Source organism: Pedobacter sp. KBS0701, from assembly GCF_005938645.2.
In the GTDB taxonomy this organism is placed as follows: domain Bacteria; phylum Bacteroidota; class Bacteroidia; order Sphingobacteriales; family Sphingobacteriaceae; genus Pedobacter.
This window is the reverse complement of the sequence record NZ_CP042171.1, coordinates 4,725,648-4,743,598: the sequence shown is the minus strand read 5'-3', so window position 1 is coordinate 4,743,598 and position 17,951 is coordinate 4,725,648. Positions and strand designations below refer to the sequence as shown.

Genomic DNA, 17,951 nt, shown 5'->3' with positions numbered 1-17,951 from the left:
AGATTAACTAACATGATGAATAAATATTGGCTTACTGTAACGGCTTGTACTTTAGCCATAACAGCAAATGCTCAGCAAAAAGCTTTAACCGTTAGCGACTACGAAAGAGCGGAAAGTTTTATGAGTTACAACACCGCAAAGTATATCGACCATGCCAACGTGCAGCCGAACTGGCTAAAAGAAGATAAATTTTGGTACAGCATAAAAACCAATGGTTCTGAACAGACTTTTCTGGTAGATCCTGCAAAGAGAACAAAAATACCTACTACTGATTATAAAGGTGGCGAAATGTCATCGCGAGGCATTGGTGGCCGCAACGAGGTAGTATCACCTGATGGAAAAAAAGCCATTTTAATTAAAGATTATAATCTTTTTGTGAAAGATGTGGCCTCTGGCAAATTAACACAGCTCACCACTGATGGCATTAAAGATTATGGTTATGCCACTGATAATGCGGGATGGAAACATAGCGATGCGCCAATTTTGAGATGGTCGCCTGATTCTAAAAAGATAGCCACTTTTCAACAAGACCAAAGAAATTCAAAAGATATGTACCTCGTAACCACTAATGTGGGTGCGCCGGTATTAAAAGCATGGAAATATCCTTTGCCTGGTGATAAAGAGATCGCGACCATCAGAAGGGTGATCATTGATGTAGAAAATCCAAAAGTAATTTCGCTTAACATTCCTGCCGATCCGCATCGTGCAACTTTGAGTGATGATATATCAAGCAGCGGTACTTTTGATGATATCGATTGGAAAGCTGATGGCTCGGAAGTAGCCTTTGTATCTACCTCACGCGATCATAAAAACGAAAAATTCCGTATTGCCAATGCAACAACCGGTGCGGTGAGGGAAGTTTTCGAAGAAACGGTAAAAACACAGTACGAATCTGGCCAGGGTGCCATTAACTGGCGCTATCTTCCTGCCTCAAAAGAAATTATCTGGTATTCGGAAAGAGATAACTGGGGACATTTGTATTTATACGATTCCGGTAATGGGAAATTGAAAAAACAGATCACCAAAGGTGATTTTGTGGTTTCGCGTTTGGTTAAAGTTGATGAAAAAACAAGAACATTATATTTCTTTGCCAATGGACGCGAAAAAGGTAATCCTTATTTCAGTTACCTGTATAAAATTGGTTTCGACGGAAAAAATTTAACCCTTTTAACGCCAGAAGCTGGTAATCACCAGATAGTATTTTCTCCATCTTTCAACTATTTTGTAGATAGTTATTCGCAACCTGATATACCCGCAATAACAGTGCTAAGAAGCATTGACGGAAAACTGATCAACACTTTAGAAAAAACTGATGTTTCGAGATTAACCGCTACAGGTTGGAAAGCACCTACTTCTGTTTCAGTGAAAGCTAAAGATGGTAAAACTGATATCTATGGTCTGGTTTTTACACCAACAAAAATGGATGCTAACCAAAAATATCCCGTTATCGATTATATTTATCCAGGCCCACAGGGTGGTAGTGTAGGCAGCTGGGCATTTGCAGCTTCGCGTGGCGATAACCAGGCCCTGGCCGAGCTGGGTTTTATCGTTGTGGTAATAGAAGGTACCAGTAACCCAGATCGTTCTAAAAGTTTCCACGACATGAGCTACGGTAACATGGCAGAGAACACCTTACCTGATCAGATTGCAGCCATCAGACAGCTTTCTGCAAAATATCCCATCGATACAACAAAAGTAGGTATCTGGGGCCATTCGGGCGGAGGTTTTGCCACTGCTACTGCGATGTTTCGTTACCCGGATTTCTTTAAAGTAGGAATTTCCGAATCAGGTAACCATGACAATAGAAACTACGAAGATGATTGGGGCGAGCGTTACAATGGTTTGGTCGAAAATTCGGATTATGAAGCGCAAGCCAACCAGAACTATGCTAAAAACCTGAAGGGAAAATTGATGTTGGTACATGGTATGATGGATGATAACGTACCGCCATACAATACGCTACTGGTAGTAGAGGCACTGGAAAAAGCAAATAAATCTTTCGACCTTGTAATTTTTCCAAACAGTGCGCATGGTTATGGTGCTTATTCACCTTATATGATGCGCCGCCGTTGGGATTACTTTGTACAAAATCTTTTGGGGGCAGAACCGCCTAAAGATTACCAGATGAAAGCCCCAACAGCAAGATAGTATGATAAGAGCAAATTAACAGTTTGCTCTTTTTGTATATTATGCTAAACAATGCCACTTTTTAGCGGTTTAATTTGTAAATCATTAATCATGGGAAAAACCAGAGATCAAAATAACGTTATTATAACAGGTGCTACGGGAATGGTTGGCGAAGGCGTATTGATGCAATGTTTAAACAGTCCCGAAATTAATAGCGTTTTAGTGATTAACCGCAAACCTTGTGGTTATAGCCATCCAAAGCTGAAAGAGATTATTCATGCTGATTTTTTTGATTTCTCAGCGATTGAAAGTGAGTTATCGGGCTATAATGCCTGTTTCTTTTGTTTAGGCATTACTTCAGTAGGTGCTGATCAGGAAACCTATTATAAAATGACCTACACACTCACTATGCATGTTGCACAGACATTGAGCAAACTCAATAATGATATGACTTTTTGTTATGTTTCTGGTGGGGGAACTAATGAGCATAGCCGTTTGAAATGGGCACAGGTAAAAGGCAAAACGGAAAGCGATTTAACAAAATTACCTTTCGAACAGGTTTTTAATTTCCGTCCGGGTTTTATCAAGCCTTTGCCAGGGCAAAAATATGCACATCAATTCTATCAATACATCAACTGGTTATTTCCGATTGGTAGGGCGGTTTACGCAAGTGGTTTCTGTACCATGGCTGAACTGGGACAGGCAATGATCAATACCTTGAGCCATAATGACGAAAGACGGATTTTGGAGGGAAGAGACATTATTGCCTTATCAAAAGAATAAAGCCCGGGTGCTACAATGAGCTCCCGGGCTTCTTAATGATCAGCTCTTTAAAACTAGTTTAGGTTTGTTTAGTTTTTTAGCAAATTTTAATATAGTACAGCAGTCGCATCTTTATCTTTTTGTGATAATACTGTGGCGCCTGATCCGCATTGGCCACCATTCATAAGTGATAGGGCATCTGTTCCGGTAACGCCAGGAACATTTGTAGCAGTAGATTCGCCTTGAGCAGCCCAGTTGGTATGTCTGAAAGAAATACAATGTCCAAACTCATGGCAAATAGTCCTGGCGCGTTGTGCAAAAGAGTTACCTGCAATGTAATTTTTATTGATTTTAACCAAAGCGCCTGCGCTTCCTCCCGAAGGGAATTGCCCCTGGCCACAAACACCATTTCCTAAATTCTCATTTTTGATCAGGATGTCGTAAGGGGCAGTAGTTACAACGCTGAAGCGTAAAGTTGAATTTGGCACACCATTCCATTGCGCAATTGCACTATTGATCTCGCTGCTCATAGAAGTCATAGACGGATCTACAAAAATTCTAATGTTTAGCTTTTTAGTGCTGTTTACAATGCTTCCGGTATAATACTGCTCAGTTTTAACGCCAGCACCATAAGCCGGAATTTCCATGTTTTTAGGGAAGGTAATATCTTCTTCAACGATAAATTCATTTCCATTATCAACAATACTTGTTGAAGGGAAGCCCAGGTCTTTAATATACTGCAAAACTTTGTCTGCATTTTTTACCGTTTCTTGTGGTTCGATGGTTGATGATTCTTGATTTTTTTTACAGGCTGCAATTACCAATACAACCAATGCAACGATGGCGATTTGTTTTAGATTTTTTTTCATAGGGTTTAAGTTTAGTTAGTCCGTTAAGAGCTGATTAGCAAATGTAACAGAACGTGTTACATTATTTTTTGGCTGTAGGAAAATTTTACACGAAAACTTAGTTAACGTGCTTTGTAGTGTTTAAAAGCCTAATTTGTATTTTAAAATTTACGCAAATCTGTTTTTCCGATAATATCTATGCTAAATAATTGCTTTTAAATAAAAACAGGGTTAATCCATATTGTTTATCAATTAAAAAAAGGGTACTACCAGTTAATTCTTCTTACCTTACCAAATTATCGCCAAAAAGGCCCAAATTTTATAGTATGCAAAATGAGAGTATAGCCTTACAGGCGAAAGTATTTTTATACCATTTAAATAATGCTAACAACGAAAATGGTTTTCGGGCCACAGAATCGTGGACGTTTAGCCAGGTAAGTAAGCAGGGAAAGGCCGCGATAGAGCACGATTTCTTTCCTACAGTTTCTTTTCATGTAGATCCCAAAAAGATACACGATTTTACTGCTAGTGTATTATCGCAGCTTAAAGAGCAGCCCAAAGTTAATGTACCCAATCTTAATGTTAGTATCGAAACCGGATCTGAATATTTTATTGCCTTTTCTCCTGACAGGGTGATTAGATAAGATTGGTATTGCGTGTAGTCGGTTAGCGTATTCTTTTAAAGCATATATCCTTTATTGCAGGAAATTTAGCCGGTAAAAAATATTTTCGGATGAGTTTTTAAACTGCCATAGGGTTGTCAGTGGGCTGTATTTTCTTTGTATAAATAAAACAAAGAAGAACATGGTACAGGAACAATTATTCGCAGAAACAATGGAAGAAACTTCCCTTGTGTATTTAATGAAAAATTATGCAAACTATAATTTCTGGGCAAACTTAACCCTGATAAACTGGTTGAAAAAACATCCGGAAAATTTATTGGAGCAAGAAGTGCTATCAAGTTTTAAAAGTGTAAAATTAACCCTTGCTCATATTTTACAAACACAAGAATACTGGTATTCCATCCTCGCCAAAACTGAATTTGAATTTAGGGAATACAAAAGTTTGGCAGAGATTTTTAGTTCATTATTAAAACAGTCAGAAAACCTTGCTGTTTATGTTACTGCGATAAGCGAACATAAATTTAATGAAAAAACAGAAATTCAAAGTCCATGGTTTACCTCCGATTTTCAGAATTTTGAATATGTACTGCATGTTTTCAACCACAGTACCTACCACCGTGGTCAGATCATTACAATATGCCATAATTTAGGAATTACCGGTGCACCAATGACGGATTATAATTTCTATAACATAATGGCGAAATAAGATCATTTTGTTTTATTTAGGAATATTAAACATAAATAAAAACACTATGGATTTAATGCCGGGGACTATAACCCTTTTTGCCGGCAATTATGCGCCGATAGGATTTGCGATGGCTCCTGTTATCGATCAGTAAAAATATAAAGTTTCCTATACTCAAAACAAGGTATAAGCAGCGATGGCATATGGAGTTTGCCATGCCTAAACTTCCGTCAGCAGAAGATGCAATATATATCATTGCTACAGAGGGCTATTATCCTGGACATCCCATGGATTAGGAATTTATAATTAATAAAAAGGTGATGATCTTGCAAGACCATCACCTTTTTTATTATTTCTTATTGTCGTACTTCCTTTGATTGTCCTTGTTCGAAGTCTGATCAGATCGTTGTCCGCCGCCATTGGTAATGCCCTGGATTTTTTTATCCGTTTTAACATCATGATTTGCCCGATCGGCGATTGAACTGCCTTGAACTGTGGGGTTGTTTTTTGGTGTGCCCGTATTTTTCATAACTGTAAAATTTAGTGAATAATATTGCAGAGCGCTACATTAACAACCAATGTGGGACTGGATATGTTTTGATTTTTTTGAGTTATTGGACTTCGATTAGTTGTCATTTCGAACAGAATACATTGCTGCCAAGAAATCTAAGAAGAATAGATCTCTCCATTTCGCTACGCTTCAGTCGAGATGACGACAATTTGAAAGGCATATTTGGCCAATGTCAATCACCAATGAACGAATGGATACTGAACCAATGAACAATTTAGTACAACAAAAATATAGTTGGCTGTTTATGCAGGTCTATTTCCTCTTTTCGCCAATTGTAAACACTTTGGGTTTTAATAAATTCATCTGCTGCGGTAAGGTTGCTGGCTACACAAACCTGTGTATTAGGCTTACAGCTTTTCAGCACTTCTTCAAAAAGCTGGTTATTGCGAAAAGGTGTTTCGATGAATATCTGTGTTTGTTTGTAGCGGCTGGCCGATAAATCTAAATCTTTAATTCTTTTGGTTCGCTGCTCCTTGTCGATAGGTAAATATCCCCAAAAGGCGAAACTTTGGCCGTTAAAACCCGATGCCATTAAGGCCAGTAAAATTGAGCTTGGCCCTACCAATGGAACCACTTTAATACCACGTTTATGCGCTTCGGCCACAATATCTGCTCCAGGATCGGCGATACCAGGGCAACCTGCTTCGCTCATCAAGCCTACATCTTTACCAGCATTAAGCTCCACAAAAAACTGACCTAAATCGGTGCGGTTATGTTTGCCATAATCGTGTACGATCAAATCTTTCTGAGGGGTTTTTAAACCTGCCTCTTTTAAAAAGCGACGGGCTGTTTTACTGTTTTCTACAATGTAAGTATCAATCTGGTTAATGGTATCAACCAAATAAGGAGTAAACGTTTTGTGTGCTACCTCTTCTGCCAATGGTACGGGAATAAGGTATAAAGTGCCTTTTTGCATGGTACAAAAATACTTACAATAAATAGAATTTAAGTTCTAAAGTTTGCAGTACTCACAATATAATCTCTTTTATAAGGAAAGGTGTAGCAAATTTTATTTCTAACTGACTAATTTTCTGCACAATTAAACTTCACTTAAAACGTTAAATATTAGTTAAATATGCCCTGAAATACAATATTTGAAGGAAAACGCTAAAACTATGCATGCATATTAAACCTTCTGTAATTTTGGTTCTCTAATTGATACACACACATTAGGTTATTAAAATAAACACACAAATGAAAACACTGAAATCTACGGCACTTGTGCTGGGGCTCTTTGCGCTCCTTGCCGGAACCACCACCCTTGTCAGGGCACAAGACTATCAAAACGATTACCAGAATGATGGTTACAGTACTGGCAATATCTCTTTACAGACTTTTTACGATGAACTTTCGCCTTATGGTACCTGGATACAGGATCCCCAGTATGGATATGTCTGGCGTCCGGATGTAGATCAAAGTGATTTCCGTCCGTATTATACAAACGGGCGTTGGGCGATGACCGAATACGGTAATACCTGGGTTTCTAATTACGATTGGGGCTGGGCACCTTTCCACTATGGCCGTTGGGTAATTAACAGTTACAGGCAGTGGATCTGGTTACCAGATACCAATTGGGGACCAGCCTGGGTAGATTGGAGAAGTGGCGACGGTTATTACGGATGGGCACCTATGGCACCAAGCATCAGTATTAATTTAAGCTTTGGCCGCCGTTATGCAGTACCAGAATTCTGTTGGAACTTTATTCCACAGCGCAATATTTATATCAATACTTTCCCAAGATATGACTACGGTCGCAATAATGTTTACATCCGCAACACCACCATCATCAATAATACTTATGTATATAACAGAAGAACTTATTATGGCGGACCAAGGATTGAAGATATCAGGCGTGCAACCAATAGAGACGTAACGGTTTATCGTTATGCACAAAGTTCAAGACCTGGTGCAAGCAGGGTTGGTGGTAGAGAGGTTTCTATTTACAGACCAAGACCTGAACGTAATGCAGTAGATAATCGTAATGCTGCACCAAGAAGATTTGAACAAGGTAATGCTGGTATTAGCAGAGGCGGAAGAAACGAAGGGTATACCAACCGCGATCAAAGAGGTGGAAATCCAGGTAATAACGATAACCGTTTTGGATCAAGAGATAACCGCACTTCTACACAACCAGATAGAAATAATAGTACTGTAGGCAGAGATAATAATCAGCCTAGTAACAGGGGCGAGGCTTATAACAGGGATGCAAACGGACGTGTTAGCCGTGGAGGTAGCAACGGTATCGATAATGGAAACAGACAGCATAATGCAAACCGTGGTCAGGATCAGCAACGTTTAGAGCAGATGAGACAGCAACGTGATCAGGGCCGTCTGAGTGCAGATCAACAACGTACACAACGTGATATGCAGCCACAGCAACGCGGTCAGGATGATCAGCGACGTGTTCAAATGGAGCAACAAAGGGCACAACGTAACGAACAGATGCAACAGCAACGTGCACAACAAGTACAGCAGCAACAGCAGGAAAGGACTCAACGTGATGCTCAAGTTCAGCAACAACGCAATGAGCAAATGCAACAACAGCGTGCGCAACAAGCCCAGCAGCAACAACAAGAAAGAGCCCAACGCGATGCACAGGCTCAACAACAACGTAATGAACAGGCACAACAGCAACGTGCCCAGCAAGCGCAACAACAGCAACAAGAGCGTGCACAACGTGATGCTCAGGCTCAACAACAAAGAGCTCAACAGCAGCAACAGAGACAGGAACAAAGAAGAGAAGCTCCGCCTCAACAACAAAGAGGTGGCGGTGAAAGTGGAAGACCATCAAGAGGTGGCAGAGGATAAAATGAAAAGTTCCGATGAAAGTCGGAACTTTTTTATTGATGAGCTTTTCTAAGGTGTGCTTAGGTGAATTAGGTGGTATGACAATTAGAAACTTTTTTAGTAACATCTGGTTTTTAACCATCTTATTTTATGTTGACTACCTGAGTCAACTTAGAACTTTAAGTTTTAATTGCGATCATCATCCTTAGAGTAAGGCGGAATAGAGGGATCTATATAAGTTTAGTTTCGATATTTAGATTTTGCTTCACAGAGGCTTCGGGTTCTCGGCTACGCTGCACTTCGCACGAAATGACGTAACTAAGCTTGTCCCGCTGCTGCATGCAAATTACTCAAATTATTCCCTCTAAAAGTGCTTTCGGCATTTGGATGCAGGTTTTCAGGATCAAGTAAAAAAGTGCTGATCCCCAGTTCCAATCCGAATTTAATTTCCGATTCGGCATCATCGCCTATAATTAAAATATCATCTCTGTTTAAATCATGCTGATTGATCAGCTGTTCAAAAACGTCCTTCTTGTTGTTAACTGAAACATCCACGACATGTACTTCTTCAAAATCGTCGGCAATGCCCAACATTTTTACTTTTGATTGCTGTTGTTTTGGAAAACCTGCAGTTACAATAAATTTCCGGCCGGTCAGGCTTTTGATATGATGATAATCGTCGCTCGGTTTTAAAGGCCTGGTTACTTCTCTGTTTTGGAGATATGAAATCACTTCGGGCATTACTTCTTCCTTAAAACCATATTTTTTAGCCACTTTTATAAAAGGCGTTTTTAACATTTCCTGCTTGGCAAGTTGAAAATTTTCTTTGCTGATCCCTAAATCCATGCTTTCTAAAAAACGGTATAATTCGCCCATCAACTGTTCCTCGTTCGGTTTGGTAAAATAAATGGTATTGTCCAGGTCTATAAAAAATATGCGCTTCATTGTGGATTGGTTTTTGCAAGATGAAAAAAATAAAAACACCTGTGGGTTAAATATGTTTAATAAGTAAATCACTAAGATCATGAAAAAAGAGACAAAAATTATAGTAGGCGTATTAGCCGGAGCAGCACTTGGTGCAACCATCGCATTGGCATTATCATCAGATTCTACCAGCGATCTGAAAAATAAAGTATCAGATTTCTTTGCTGATCTTTTAGATGCTTCGAAAGATAAATTAGCAAACCTGGCAGATAAAGCCACAAGTGTTGCAGACAAGGTTAAAGATAAAGTAGCAGAAATAAATGCTTAAAGAATTGGAAGTGCCGGATAAATCCGGCATTTTTATTCTATATATTTTCTAACCAACATCTTGATGAATATTGCTTTTCATGGTGCTGCCCGTACGGTTACGGGGAGTAAGCACCTTATTACATTAAAAAACGGTACCCAGATATTATTAGATTGTGGCTTATTCCAGGGAATGGGACATGTTACTGATAAATTAAACGATTACTTTGGTTTCGACGCTAAAAAAGTTTCCTACCTCGTTCTATCACACGCCCATATTGATCATTGCGGTTTATTGCCCAAACTGGTTGCGGAAGGTTTTGAAGGCAAAATTTTCTGTACCTCGGCCACTATGGACCTTGCCCGCATACTGATGATGGATTCTGCCAAAATCCAGATGCAGGACGCTGAATATGCAAACCGGCACATTAGTCACGGCGAAGAAATGGAAGAAGCGCTTTATACAGAAGAAGATGTTATCAAAACACTTAGTCTGATGAAGGTCGTGGAGTATGAAGAAGATTTTGAAATTGAACCGGGAATACGCTTGAAATTTACCGATGCCGGTCATATTTTGGGCAGTGCTGCCACCCACCTTACGATTACCGAAGATGGCAAACCAACACGGATTACCTTTTCTGGCGATGTTGGCCGCTATGGTGATCTGCTTTTAAAAAATCCCCAGCAGTTTGATCAGGCCGATTATATTCTAATGGAATCTACTTACGGCGATTCACTGCACAAAGACCTTGATCCGATCGAAAACATGCTGTTGGAGATCATTAACAATACCTGCAAAGTAAAAAAAGGTAAAGTAATTATTCCGGCATTCGCCGTAGGCCGTACACAGGAACTGCTTTATGCCTTAAATGGATTGGAGTTAAAAGGAAAATTACCTGATGTGCCTTATTATATAGATAGTCCGTTATCGTCAAAAGCGACCGAAATCCTTAAGAATCACCCAGAAGTGTATAATAATGGAGTTAAAGAAACCTTAAAGATAGATCATGATGTGTTCGGATTTAAGGGGCTGCGTTTTATTGAGAGTGTAGAAGAATCGAAAGCTTTAAATGAAGATCCAAGGCCATGTGTGATTATTTCGGCATCCGGTATGGCTGAGGCTGGTCGCGTAAAACACCATATCCGTAATAATATCAGTAACCAGAAAAATACCATTTTAATGGTGGGGTATTGTGAGCCAAATTCACTTGGTGGCAGGTTAATTGCCGGACAAAAAGTAGTTGAAATTTTTCGTGATGAATATGAAGTGAAAGCCGAAGTACAATCGATTAAATCGATGAGTGCACATGGCGATTATGAAGATTTACTGCACTTTTTATCTTGCCAGGATCCGGCGAAAGTAAAACAATTGTTTCTGGTTCATGGAGAGTACGAGGTACAACAGCATTTTGCCACTAGATTAAAAGATAACGGTTTTAAACATGTAGCCATACCAGAATACCATCAGGTGTTTGAGTTGGAGTAATCATTTCTCATGCAGAAGTACGAAGCATCTGTTTCATCGGTTGCAGATGCTTCGTACCTCAGCATGACAACTTAATTTTTGCCTCAGGATGATTATCATGTCATTCCATTTCCCATCTTCCCTCATACATCTTTCCATTTTCCCTATCTTTGCCTCATGGATGTTTTTGGTAAAGCGTTAACAGATATTTACAGAACAGGCGAAGCTGATACGCTTTGGCTACACAATTCGTATGGTGAGCCAGAAGAAATGCCTTTAGAATTCTTCTTTCGAGATGAAGAAGAAATGCCTGTTTTAGAACTCCATGCTTTGCATTTATGTAGTGGTAAGGTGTTAGATATTGGTGCCGGTGTAGGCAGTCATGCTTTACTTCTACAGGCATTTAATATGGATGTTACCGCGATTGATATTTCTGAAGCAGCGGTAAATATTATGAAAGATCGCGGTGTAAAAAAAGCATTTGTGCAGGATATTTTTACCTATCAGGAGAAATTCGATACCATCATCATGCTCATGAACGGTATCGGCCTTACCGGAACTTTAGCTGGGTTTAAAAATTTCCTGATCAAATTAAAGGACCTCATCAATCCAAAGGGACAGGTAATTTTCGATTCGTCGGATATCACTTATTTATATGAAGATATGCCGAAACCGCAAAACCAATATTATGGCGAGGTATCTTACCAGTATGAATATAAAGGTGAAAAAGGCAACTGGTTCAACTGGATTTATATAGATGAAGAAACTATCAAACATACTGCAAAGGAAACAGGATGGGATGCTGAACTAATTTTTGATGATGGAGAAGATCAGTATTTGGTCAAATTGACTTTAGCGCAATAATTTAAAAGTCGTAAAGCTTTTCGAAATCGTGTTTTAAATGAGCAGGCCCATAAGTTCGTTAGATACAAATATGAGCAATGCAAAGTGAGACTAGGTGAGTTAGCTTAATAAGCCCCACTGCAATGCAATGAGGCTTAATTTAGAGCACGTAATGTATTAATGAAGATCGTTATAGCTGACTATTTTAACAGATGGATTTTTGGCTAAAATTTCTTCCATCCATTTCCGGTGCGAAGCACCAACACCTACTACAACCCTATTTGCTTTTTTCGCCTTTGCCTGTTCGACGATGTTTTTACACATGCCTTCGTTTCTTAAAGTCCATTGTGCGATCATTTCTTTTACTGTTTCAGTAGGAAAACCAGCATAGCCATAAAAATGACGGCCACCATAAAAATTCCAGGCTTCATCTAAAACACCATATTTTGCGGTGTTCATACCGGCATACGGATCAGCGTTGAAAATTTTCGCTTCATCTTCATTGTAAGACCAATATTTTTCTATGGCTTTAATGGTAGCGGCTTCCTGTGAAGTGTTATCGGCTTTCGCTTTGCTTGTTAAAATTTTATATAAAGAATCCGTTTTGCCCCAGGCTTCACTCCATGGTTTATCATAGGTTTGGCAATCCATATTGTAAATCCGATCTTGTTTTAATTGATAAATGAGGGGGAAATAGATTTTGCTGTATTCGCTTCCTGGTCTGTATAAACCTATCTTTTTTAACGAATCTATACCACCAAACATCTTTGTGTAGGTTAATTGTTCTTCTTTGCCGAAGCTTTTTTTCATGTAATTTTCGAGTACAAAAATTTGATAATCGGTATTGCCCCGGTCCCAGTTTTTAGCATAATTAACGGCTAAATTCATTCTTGTTTTATGGTAGTAGGCGAATTTGGCGAGTGCTTTTTGGTCTTTTTTAATTTGTACTTCAATATTTTTCGGAGATTCCGGGTTTAATTTTTCCAGATAATCATATTCTTTTTTAAACAATTCTTTTGCCCAGTTACTTTCTTCCAGTTTGGCATAATCACCTTGGGGCAGGTACTCACCAAAAACCATATCGGGCTTAAAGTTTTTAAGTTTATCAATTATTGCCTGAAAATTTATTGTCGATTTTGAATTGTCATGGGCAGAGCCAACTATAACAATTTCGATTTGATTTTGAGCATTCAATTTAATTGTAAATGCCATTAGCAGTAATAATGCAAGACTAAGTTTTTGTATAGTTCTCATAATTTTTGTTTCGTTTTTGTTGATTCAAAGATGAGTATACAAGCATTACTGCTAAATTTAATTATCCCAAGGGTTTATAATATTATCCCAATTGCAGAAAAAGGGAATTTGAGTATTGAGCATTCAGAATTAAGTGTTTGAATAGAGATTTACAGCTTTCGTCCTAAAAAAGAAGCTATTCCATCAGTTTTTGATTAAAGCCAACGATCAATTTAAATAGATCTTTGTACTCCGTAAGGGGCAAGGTTTCGGGTTTGTCGAATATGTCATGATAGGCTGATGGGCCACCCTGGGTGTAGATAAAAAATGCAGGTACACCCTTTTCGGTAAAGAAATAATGATCGCTATTGGCTGCTTTACCTCTTGAGTTTATTTTAGAGATATATTGATTTTTATTGTTAATGGCGTTGAGCATAGCAAATGCTTTGGGGTAGACAGATGCATTAACCACGGTCATTCCGACTTCACCTGTTCCAACCAGATCGAGGTTGAGGAGGAATTTTATATTACTTAAGGGAACCAAAGGATTTTCTACAAAATATCCTGACCCCAACAATCCAGCTTCTTCGCCGGCAAAACAGATAAAACCAATAGAAAAGGGTTGGGGATTGGCGGCATAATATTTGGCTAAACTTAATAGGGTAGCCACACCAGCCGCGTTATCATTTGCTCCAGGGAAAAAGGTATCAGCCCCCATACCACCCAAATGATCGTAATGTGCGGTAATGATTAAAAGTGAGTCTGGATACTTAGTGCCCTTAACTAAACCGCAAACGTTAGCGGCCTCAAATTTTGGAATGAATTTGTTTTCAATGTCAACATTGATTTCTTTTGGTATTGTAGTAAAGTTGTTTTTATTGAGCTGAATGGTAGTTACTTCTCCAACTTCTGTAGCTACGGACCAGGTAAGTTTATCTTTTAGTGAAATAATTAATGAAGGTGTAGCTTGATAGTTAAGGCTATCAATTTGTGTTAAATTGGCTTTTTGTTTAATGCCCGGACTCTCATTGTTTACAATGAAATCTTTGCCAGGAATAAGTTTCTGTCCGTTGATGGCCACCATCATTTTTCCCGGGAATGTATTTACAGGAAAATTAAAAGGCTGTTTATATGCTGTACCCATTGGTAACAGCCCAATTTTTTGATAAGCCGCTACGAGATAATCTGCAGATTTTTTCATCCCGTTCCTGGTATAACCCCTGCCCCAAAATTCTTTTGAAGTAAGGGTGTTGATTATATTTCTGGTGTAGGTAGAATCCTGTGCAAAAACGTACTTTGAAAAGAGAAAAAATGCAATTAAGAAAAAAAATCTCATATCAAAATATTGAATCGTATTGAGGTATTACTCTGTTTTGGGTAATTGTTTTGGTTGATCAAATAACCTGAAAATAGCATACGAAAGCGGAATAATAAGTGTTATGGTAATTTCCTTTGCCTGAAAGTTAAAATTTAAAAATAGAATTGACAATGCACATAATGTCCAGACAATGCCAGCGGCCAGAAAATAGTTTTTAAAAAAGTTCATGAGATTAACATTAGATATTTGCTAATATAGCGCATAATTGAGATTTTCACAAGCCTTCAGTCTTTATAGGTAAAACCTGTTGGCAAAATCTAGACTAACCTCTCAAGTCTTTCAAACCTTTCATGTTTTTTAAAACCTGAGATGTTTAGGCATAAAAAAATGGTCGATGTTTAACAGCTCCTGCCATTAATCACCAACCATTACTTATAAAATTAATCTTTTTTATTTTACCAGATAAGGCTGTAAAGCGGTTTTAATTTTTTCTTTGTTCTGGCTTGCTGACCATTTTTCTTTAATAGATTGATCGCCCAAGCTAAAAAGTGTTTCGTAAAGCAATTTGCCATTTGCCATGGTTTGTACTTTGAAGGTGTTTTGCGATCCGATAATATCGGCCCAAACGCCACGAACATCAGCCCAGTAAGATTTTTGGCTTGCCCACCATTTTTGAGCATTGGCAAAAGTTTTAGGATCTATTTTGGTAAATTCCTCATAACCTTTCTCAATAGCTAAAAGTTTATCGCCACTGGCAGAGCGTACAATCTTTTTATTGTCCTGCTCAAACATCCAGCCATCTTTGGTAATGGTTATTCTGCTGCCGCGGTTTAATACATTGTAATCTTTACGAACGGTCGATTCTCTTCTTGGAAGTGGAGAATCGGTTTCGCTTTGCCATGAATCGTGACCGCCAACATGGCTCCAGGTTCCGTAACCCTGATAACGTGGACTATCATCAACCTGATACACTTTTTGGGTCCATTTACCTTTTACATCAGCCGGGGTTAAATTACCTTTTTTCCATGCATTACCTTCGGTATAAAGCATAATGTCGGTATCTTCATAAGTCCAGTCCTGGCGCCAGTGTTTAATAACCGTAGTATCGTTAATGGCCAACATGTGTTGTATCACAATTCTTTTAGGCTCATCTACAATAATTTCGGCCCATTCATTGCCATGGCTTTCGTAAGGTTTGCTGAATTTGTAATTAGGGTCTGGTGCGGTAACCTCACCATAGTTAAAATTCACTTCATAAAAACCGGCTAAAGATTTAATGGCCTTTCTGTCTTTTTCCAATTTTTCTTCCGGCGAATCTACTTTTGTTTGTGCGCTTGTATTAAGGGTAATTAAACCGGTTAATACTAAAATTAGGTTTAAAAATTTCATGTTTATTATGAATTAGGGTGTGCTTATTTTTCCGCCTTTGCGGGATTTTTTTTCTTTTTTCCTTTTCCCAACCAGATAATAAAGCCGGTGATGGGCAAACTTGCTGCAATAAGGCTTGCAAAAAATGCCATGATTTTTCCGGGAAGACCTAAAATAGCGCCTACGTGTATATCGTAGTTCATGCCAATTAAAGTTTCACCTCCGTTTTTTTCTGATTGGTTTGTTCTATGTAATAACTTGCCCGAGTACTGATCGAACTGTAAAATATCATAATCCCAGTAAGTTTCTTCACCACGGTAACCTGTGGCATTAATGGTTGCTGTACCGCCTCCCGCTGGCGACACACCAATACGGTCTTCGTTTTTAAAAATATTTTTAGCCTGATCAAAAGCAATATCGAATGGAACAGCTTTAATGGTTTTTGTTGAGTCGGATTTTATTTCTACCACTTTTGGTGGGGCAGTGGTTCCTGCTGCCACTACATACACTGTTTGCTGGAACCATTGAAAGGCCCAGACTAGGCCAGTTAGGGCCAGCATCAGGCAAATGATCATCACATAAAAACCTAATACATTGTGCATATCATAGTTGATGCGTTTAAATTTTGCCTTCCACTTAACTTTAAAACTCTTATCGAAGTTCGATTTTTTGAGATTTTTCGGCCACCACATCACCATGCCTGAAATGAGCAGGAATACAAAAATAAAAGTAGACCAACCAATAAGCTGTTGAGCAATGGGATGATTGATCAGTAAACTCCAATGGATCATTTTAACCACCGAAAAAAACTCATATTTATAATCTGCTACCAGGGTTACTTTTCCGGTATATGGGTTTACCAGTACCAGGTCATAATAATCAACTGAATCGAAGTACCAGAAAGCTTTAGGATTACCTGCTTTATAGGTACTAAATTCCCATGCCCTTTCAGGCATCCTATAAGTAGAAATAAAGCCAATTTTCTTTTTATTTCCCAAAGCTTTTTCGGCATTAGTTTGCAGTAAACTTAGTGGCAAGGTTTTAGGATTTGATGGAACATCAACAAAATATGCCTTGCGATGGATCAGCTCAGTAATTTCCTTTTGAAAAACATACATACATCCGGTAACGCCTAACATCAATACGATCAGGCCAGATGCGATACCCAACCACAAGTGCAGCCAATCGCTGATTCTTCTTATCTGCGATTTATTCGTTTTTTTCTGTACAGGTTTTGTTGGCGACATTAAGCTTTATTTAATAAAAGAACCCATTGACAGTTTTCTGTCTGCCAATGGGTTGAAAAGTTTGGAGTTAACCGGTTATTTAACTTCGGTAGTGTAGGTTACCAAATGCCAGGTTTTTTCGTAATCCTGTCCGTTCAGTTTGCCCGGTGTTTTATCTTCGGTAAAAGCTTCAAGAAAGTAATTCCCTTTTTCAACCGGTTTGAAGGTAAATTTACCCTGTGCATCAGTTTCGGTAGTCTGGCCTTTTTTATCAGGACCAACAACGGTTAATTTTTGGTTTGCGAAAGGTATTTTGTTATAAATAACCTCATGAACTGCCGTTTCACCAACTTTTAAACTGTGTTTATCGGGCCTGATGGTTAAAGCCGCATCGGCAGGAAATGCCTTGTTTATTTTTAAGTTACCAACAGCAACATCGGCAAAAGCATAATATTCAATTTTTGCTTTCTCGTAAACTGCAGCCACCTCGTGTACCACAGAAACTTTATAAGTTCCGTCCTGATCTGGTATAAAACTAGCTTTGTAAAAAAGTACATCCGGCGAAGTTGTTAACACCTTTGTGGTACCATTAGGTGCCGTTAAAACCAATTTGAAATCTTTCAGGTTGCTGAACCATTTTGCTGCGGTATCAGGCTCGTTGCTTTCATATTCTCCAAAAAAAACTTTTACATCCTGCGGCTGTCCTTTTTTGCCTGTTGAGGCTGTTTCTATCCATAACGCATGTGCAAATACGTTCGAAATGCTAAAGGCAAGGAATAATGCTAATAATGAGATTTTAGTTTTCATGTTTTCGGTTTTTAATCAGGAGCAGCTGATCTGATCCAGTTGCTCCTGATGGGGGTTA

At 38.7% G+C, this 17,951-nt stretch carries 18 protein-coding genes; 8 read left to right on the top strand and 10 right to left on the bottom strand.

Going from position 1 to position 17,951, the window contains the following annotated elements; genetic code table 11:
* Positions 1-12 precede the first annotated feature (12 nt).
* Together FFJ24_RS19135 and FFJ24_RS19130 are read left to right on the top strand one after the other, a co-directional pair.
* Complete coding sequence (locus FFJ24_RS19135) at positions 13-2,148, top strand: S9 family peptidase (protein ID WP_246862656.1); 2,136 nt, start codon at positions 13-15, stop codon at positions 2,146-2,148.
* Positions 2,149-2,238: 90 nt separating this feature from the next.
* Entirely contained in the window at positions 2,239-2,910 is a 672-nt protein-coding gene (locus tag FFJ24_RS19130) for an NAD-dependent epimerase/dehydratase family protein (RefSeq protein WP_138818779.1), read from the top strand.
* An 86-nt stretch (positions 2,911-2,996) separates the two neighbouring features.
* Here the strand turns inward: FFJ24_RS19130 and FFJ24_RS19125 are convergent, their stop codons facing one another.
* Entirely contained in the window at positions 2,997-3,758 is a 762-nt protein-coding gene (locus FFJ24_RS19125; protein ID WP_138818778.1) for a M57 family metalloprotease, read from the bottom strand.
* Between the two features lie 305 nt (positions 3,759-4,063).
* On the opposite strand from FFJ24_RS19125, the gene FFJ24_RS19120 reads away from it, so the two are divergent.
* Positions 4,064-4,381, top strand: coding sequence for a hypothetical protein (locus FFJ24_RS19120; protein ID WP_138818777.1), 318 nt, complete (start codon positions 4,064-4,066; stop codon positions 4,379-4,381).
* Positions 4,382-4,541: 160 nt separating this feature from the next.
* Entirely contained in the window at positions 4,542-5,066 is a 525-nt protein-coding gene (locus FFJ24_RS19115) for a DinB family protein (RefSeq protein ID WP_138818776.1), read from the top strand.
* Positions 5,067-5,394: 328 nt separating this feature from the next.
* On the opposite strand, the gene FFJ24_RS19110 is transcribed toward FFJ24_RS19115, so the two are convergent.
* Positions 5,395-5,574 carry a hypothetical protein gene (locus FFJ24_RS19110; RefSeq protein ID WP_090765130.1) on the bottom strand — a complete coding sequence of 60 codons (180 nt, stop codon included), beginning with the start codon at positions 5,572-5,574 and terminating at the stop codon, positions 5,395-5,397.
* 256 nt (positions 5,575-5,830) lie between these two features.
* Positions 5,831-6,532, bottom strand: coding sequence for an SAM-dependent methyltransferase (locus tag FFJ24_RS19105; protein ID WP_138818775.1), 702 nt, complete (start codon positions 6,530-6,532; stop codon positions 5,831-5,833).
* A 278-nt stretch (positions 6,533-6,810) separates the two neighbouring features.
* Between FFJ24_RS19105 and FFJ24_RS19100 the strand changes: the two genes are divergently transcribed.
* Positions 6,811-8,424, top strand: a complete 1,614-nt coding sequence (locus FFJ24_RS19100) for a DUF6600 domain-containing protein (protein WP_210419395.1) — start codon at positions 6,811-6,813, stop codon at positions 8,422-8,424.
* Positions 8,425-8,721: 297 nt separating this feature from the next.
* Here FFJ24_RS19100 and FFJ24_RS19095 read toward each other — a convergent pair whose 3' ends face one another.
* Positions 8,722-9,348: an HAD family hydrolase gene (locus tag FFJ24_RS19095; protein ID WP_168202508.1), complete on the bottom strand. Its 627-nt coding sequence runs from the start codon at positions 9,346-9,348 to the stop codon at positions 8,722-8,724.
* Positions 9,349-9,427: 79 nt separating this feature from the next.
* On the opposite strand from FFJ24_RS19095, the gene FFJ24_RS19090 reads away from it, so the two are divergent.
* The 3 genes from FFJ24_RS19090 (at position 9,428) to FFJ24_RS19080 (ending at position 11,962) form a co-directional block, all read left to right on the top strand.
* Positions 9,428-9,655: a YtxH domain-containing protein gene (locus FFJ24_RS19090; RefSeq protein WP_138818773.1), complete on the top strand. Its 228-nt coding sequence runs from the start codon at positions 9,428-9,430 to the stop codon at positions 9,653-9,655.
* Between the two features lie 63 nt (positions 9,656-9,718).
* Positions 9,719-11,119 carry an MBL fold metallo-hydrolase RNA specificity domain-containing protein gene (locus tag FFJ24_RS19085; protein ID WP_138818772.1) on the top strand — a complete coding sequence of 467 codons (1,401 nt, stop codon included), beginning with the start codon at positions 9,719-9,721 and terminating at the stop codon, positions 11,117-11,119.
* Between the two features lie 156 nt (positions 11,120-11,275).
* Entirely contained in the window at positions 11,276-11,962 is a 687-nt protein-coding gene (locus FFJ24_RS19080) for a bifunctional 2-polyprenyl-6-hydroxyphenol methylase/3-demethylubiquinol 3-O-methyltransferase UbiG (protein WP_138818771.1), read from the top strand.
* A 156-nt stretch (positions 11,963-12,118) separates the two neighbouring features.
* On the opposite strand, the gene FFJ24_RS19075 is transcribed toward FFJ24_RS19080, so the two are convergent.
* From FFJ24_RS19075 to FFJ24_RS19050, 6 genes are all read right to left on the bottom strand, one after another.
* A complete protein-coding gene (locus tag FFJ24_RS19075) occupies positions 12,119-13,195 on the bottom strand; it encodes a DUF5694 domain-containing protein (RefSeq protein ID WP_138818770.1) in 1,077 nt (358 codons plus the stop codon).
* 175 nt (positions 13,196-13,370) lie between these two features.
* Entirely contained in the window at positions 13,371-14,510 is a 1,140-nt protein-coding gene (locus tag FFJ24_RS19070; protein ID WP_138818769.1) for a M28 family metallopeptidase, read from the bottom strand.
* Between the two features lie 27 nt (positions 14,511-14,537).
* A complete protein-coding gene (locus FFJ24_RS19065; protein ID WP_121287516.1) occupies positions 14,538-14,720 on the bottom strand; it encodes a hypothetical protein in 183 nt (60 codons plus the stop codon).
* A gap of 222 nt (positions 14,721-14,942) precedes the next feature.
* A complete protein-coding gene (locus FFJ24_RS19060) occupies positions 14,943-15,881 on the bottom strand; it encodes a DUF6607 family protein (protein WP_138818768.1) in 939 nt (312 codons plus the stop codon).
* A 23-nt stretch (positions 15,882-15,904) separates the two neighbouring features.
* Positions 15,905-17,107 carry a PepSY domain-containing protein gene (locus FFJ24_RS19055; RefSeq protein ID WP_138818767.1) on the bottom strand — a complete coding sequence of 401 codons (1,203 nt, stop codon included), beginning with the start codon at positions 17,105-17,107 and terminating at the stop codon, positions 15,905-15,907.
* A gap of 75 nt (positions 17,108-17,182) precedes the next feature.
* Entirely contained in the window at positions 17,183-17,893 is a 711-nt protein-coding gene (locus FFJ24_RS19050; protein ID WP_138818766.1) for a DUF4198 domain-containing protein, read from the bottom strand.
* Positions 17,894-17,951 lie beyond the last annotated feature (58 nt).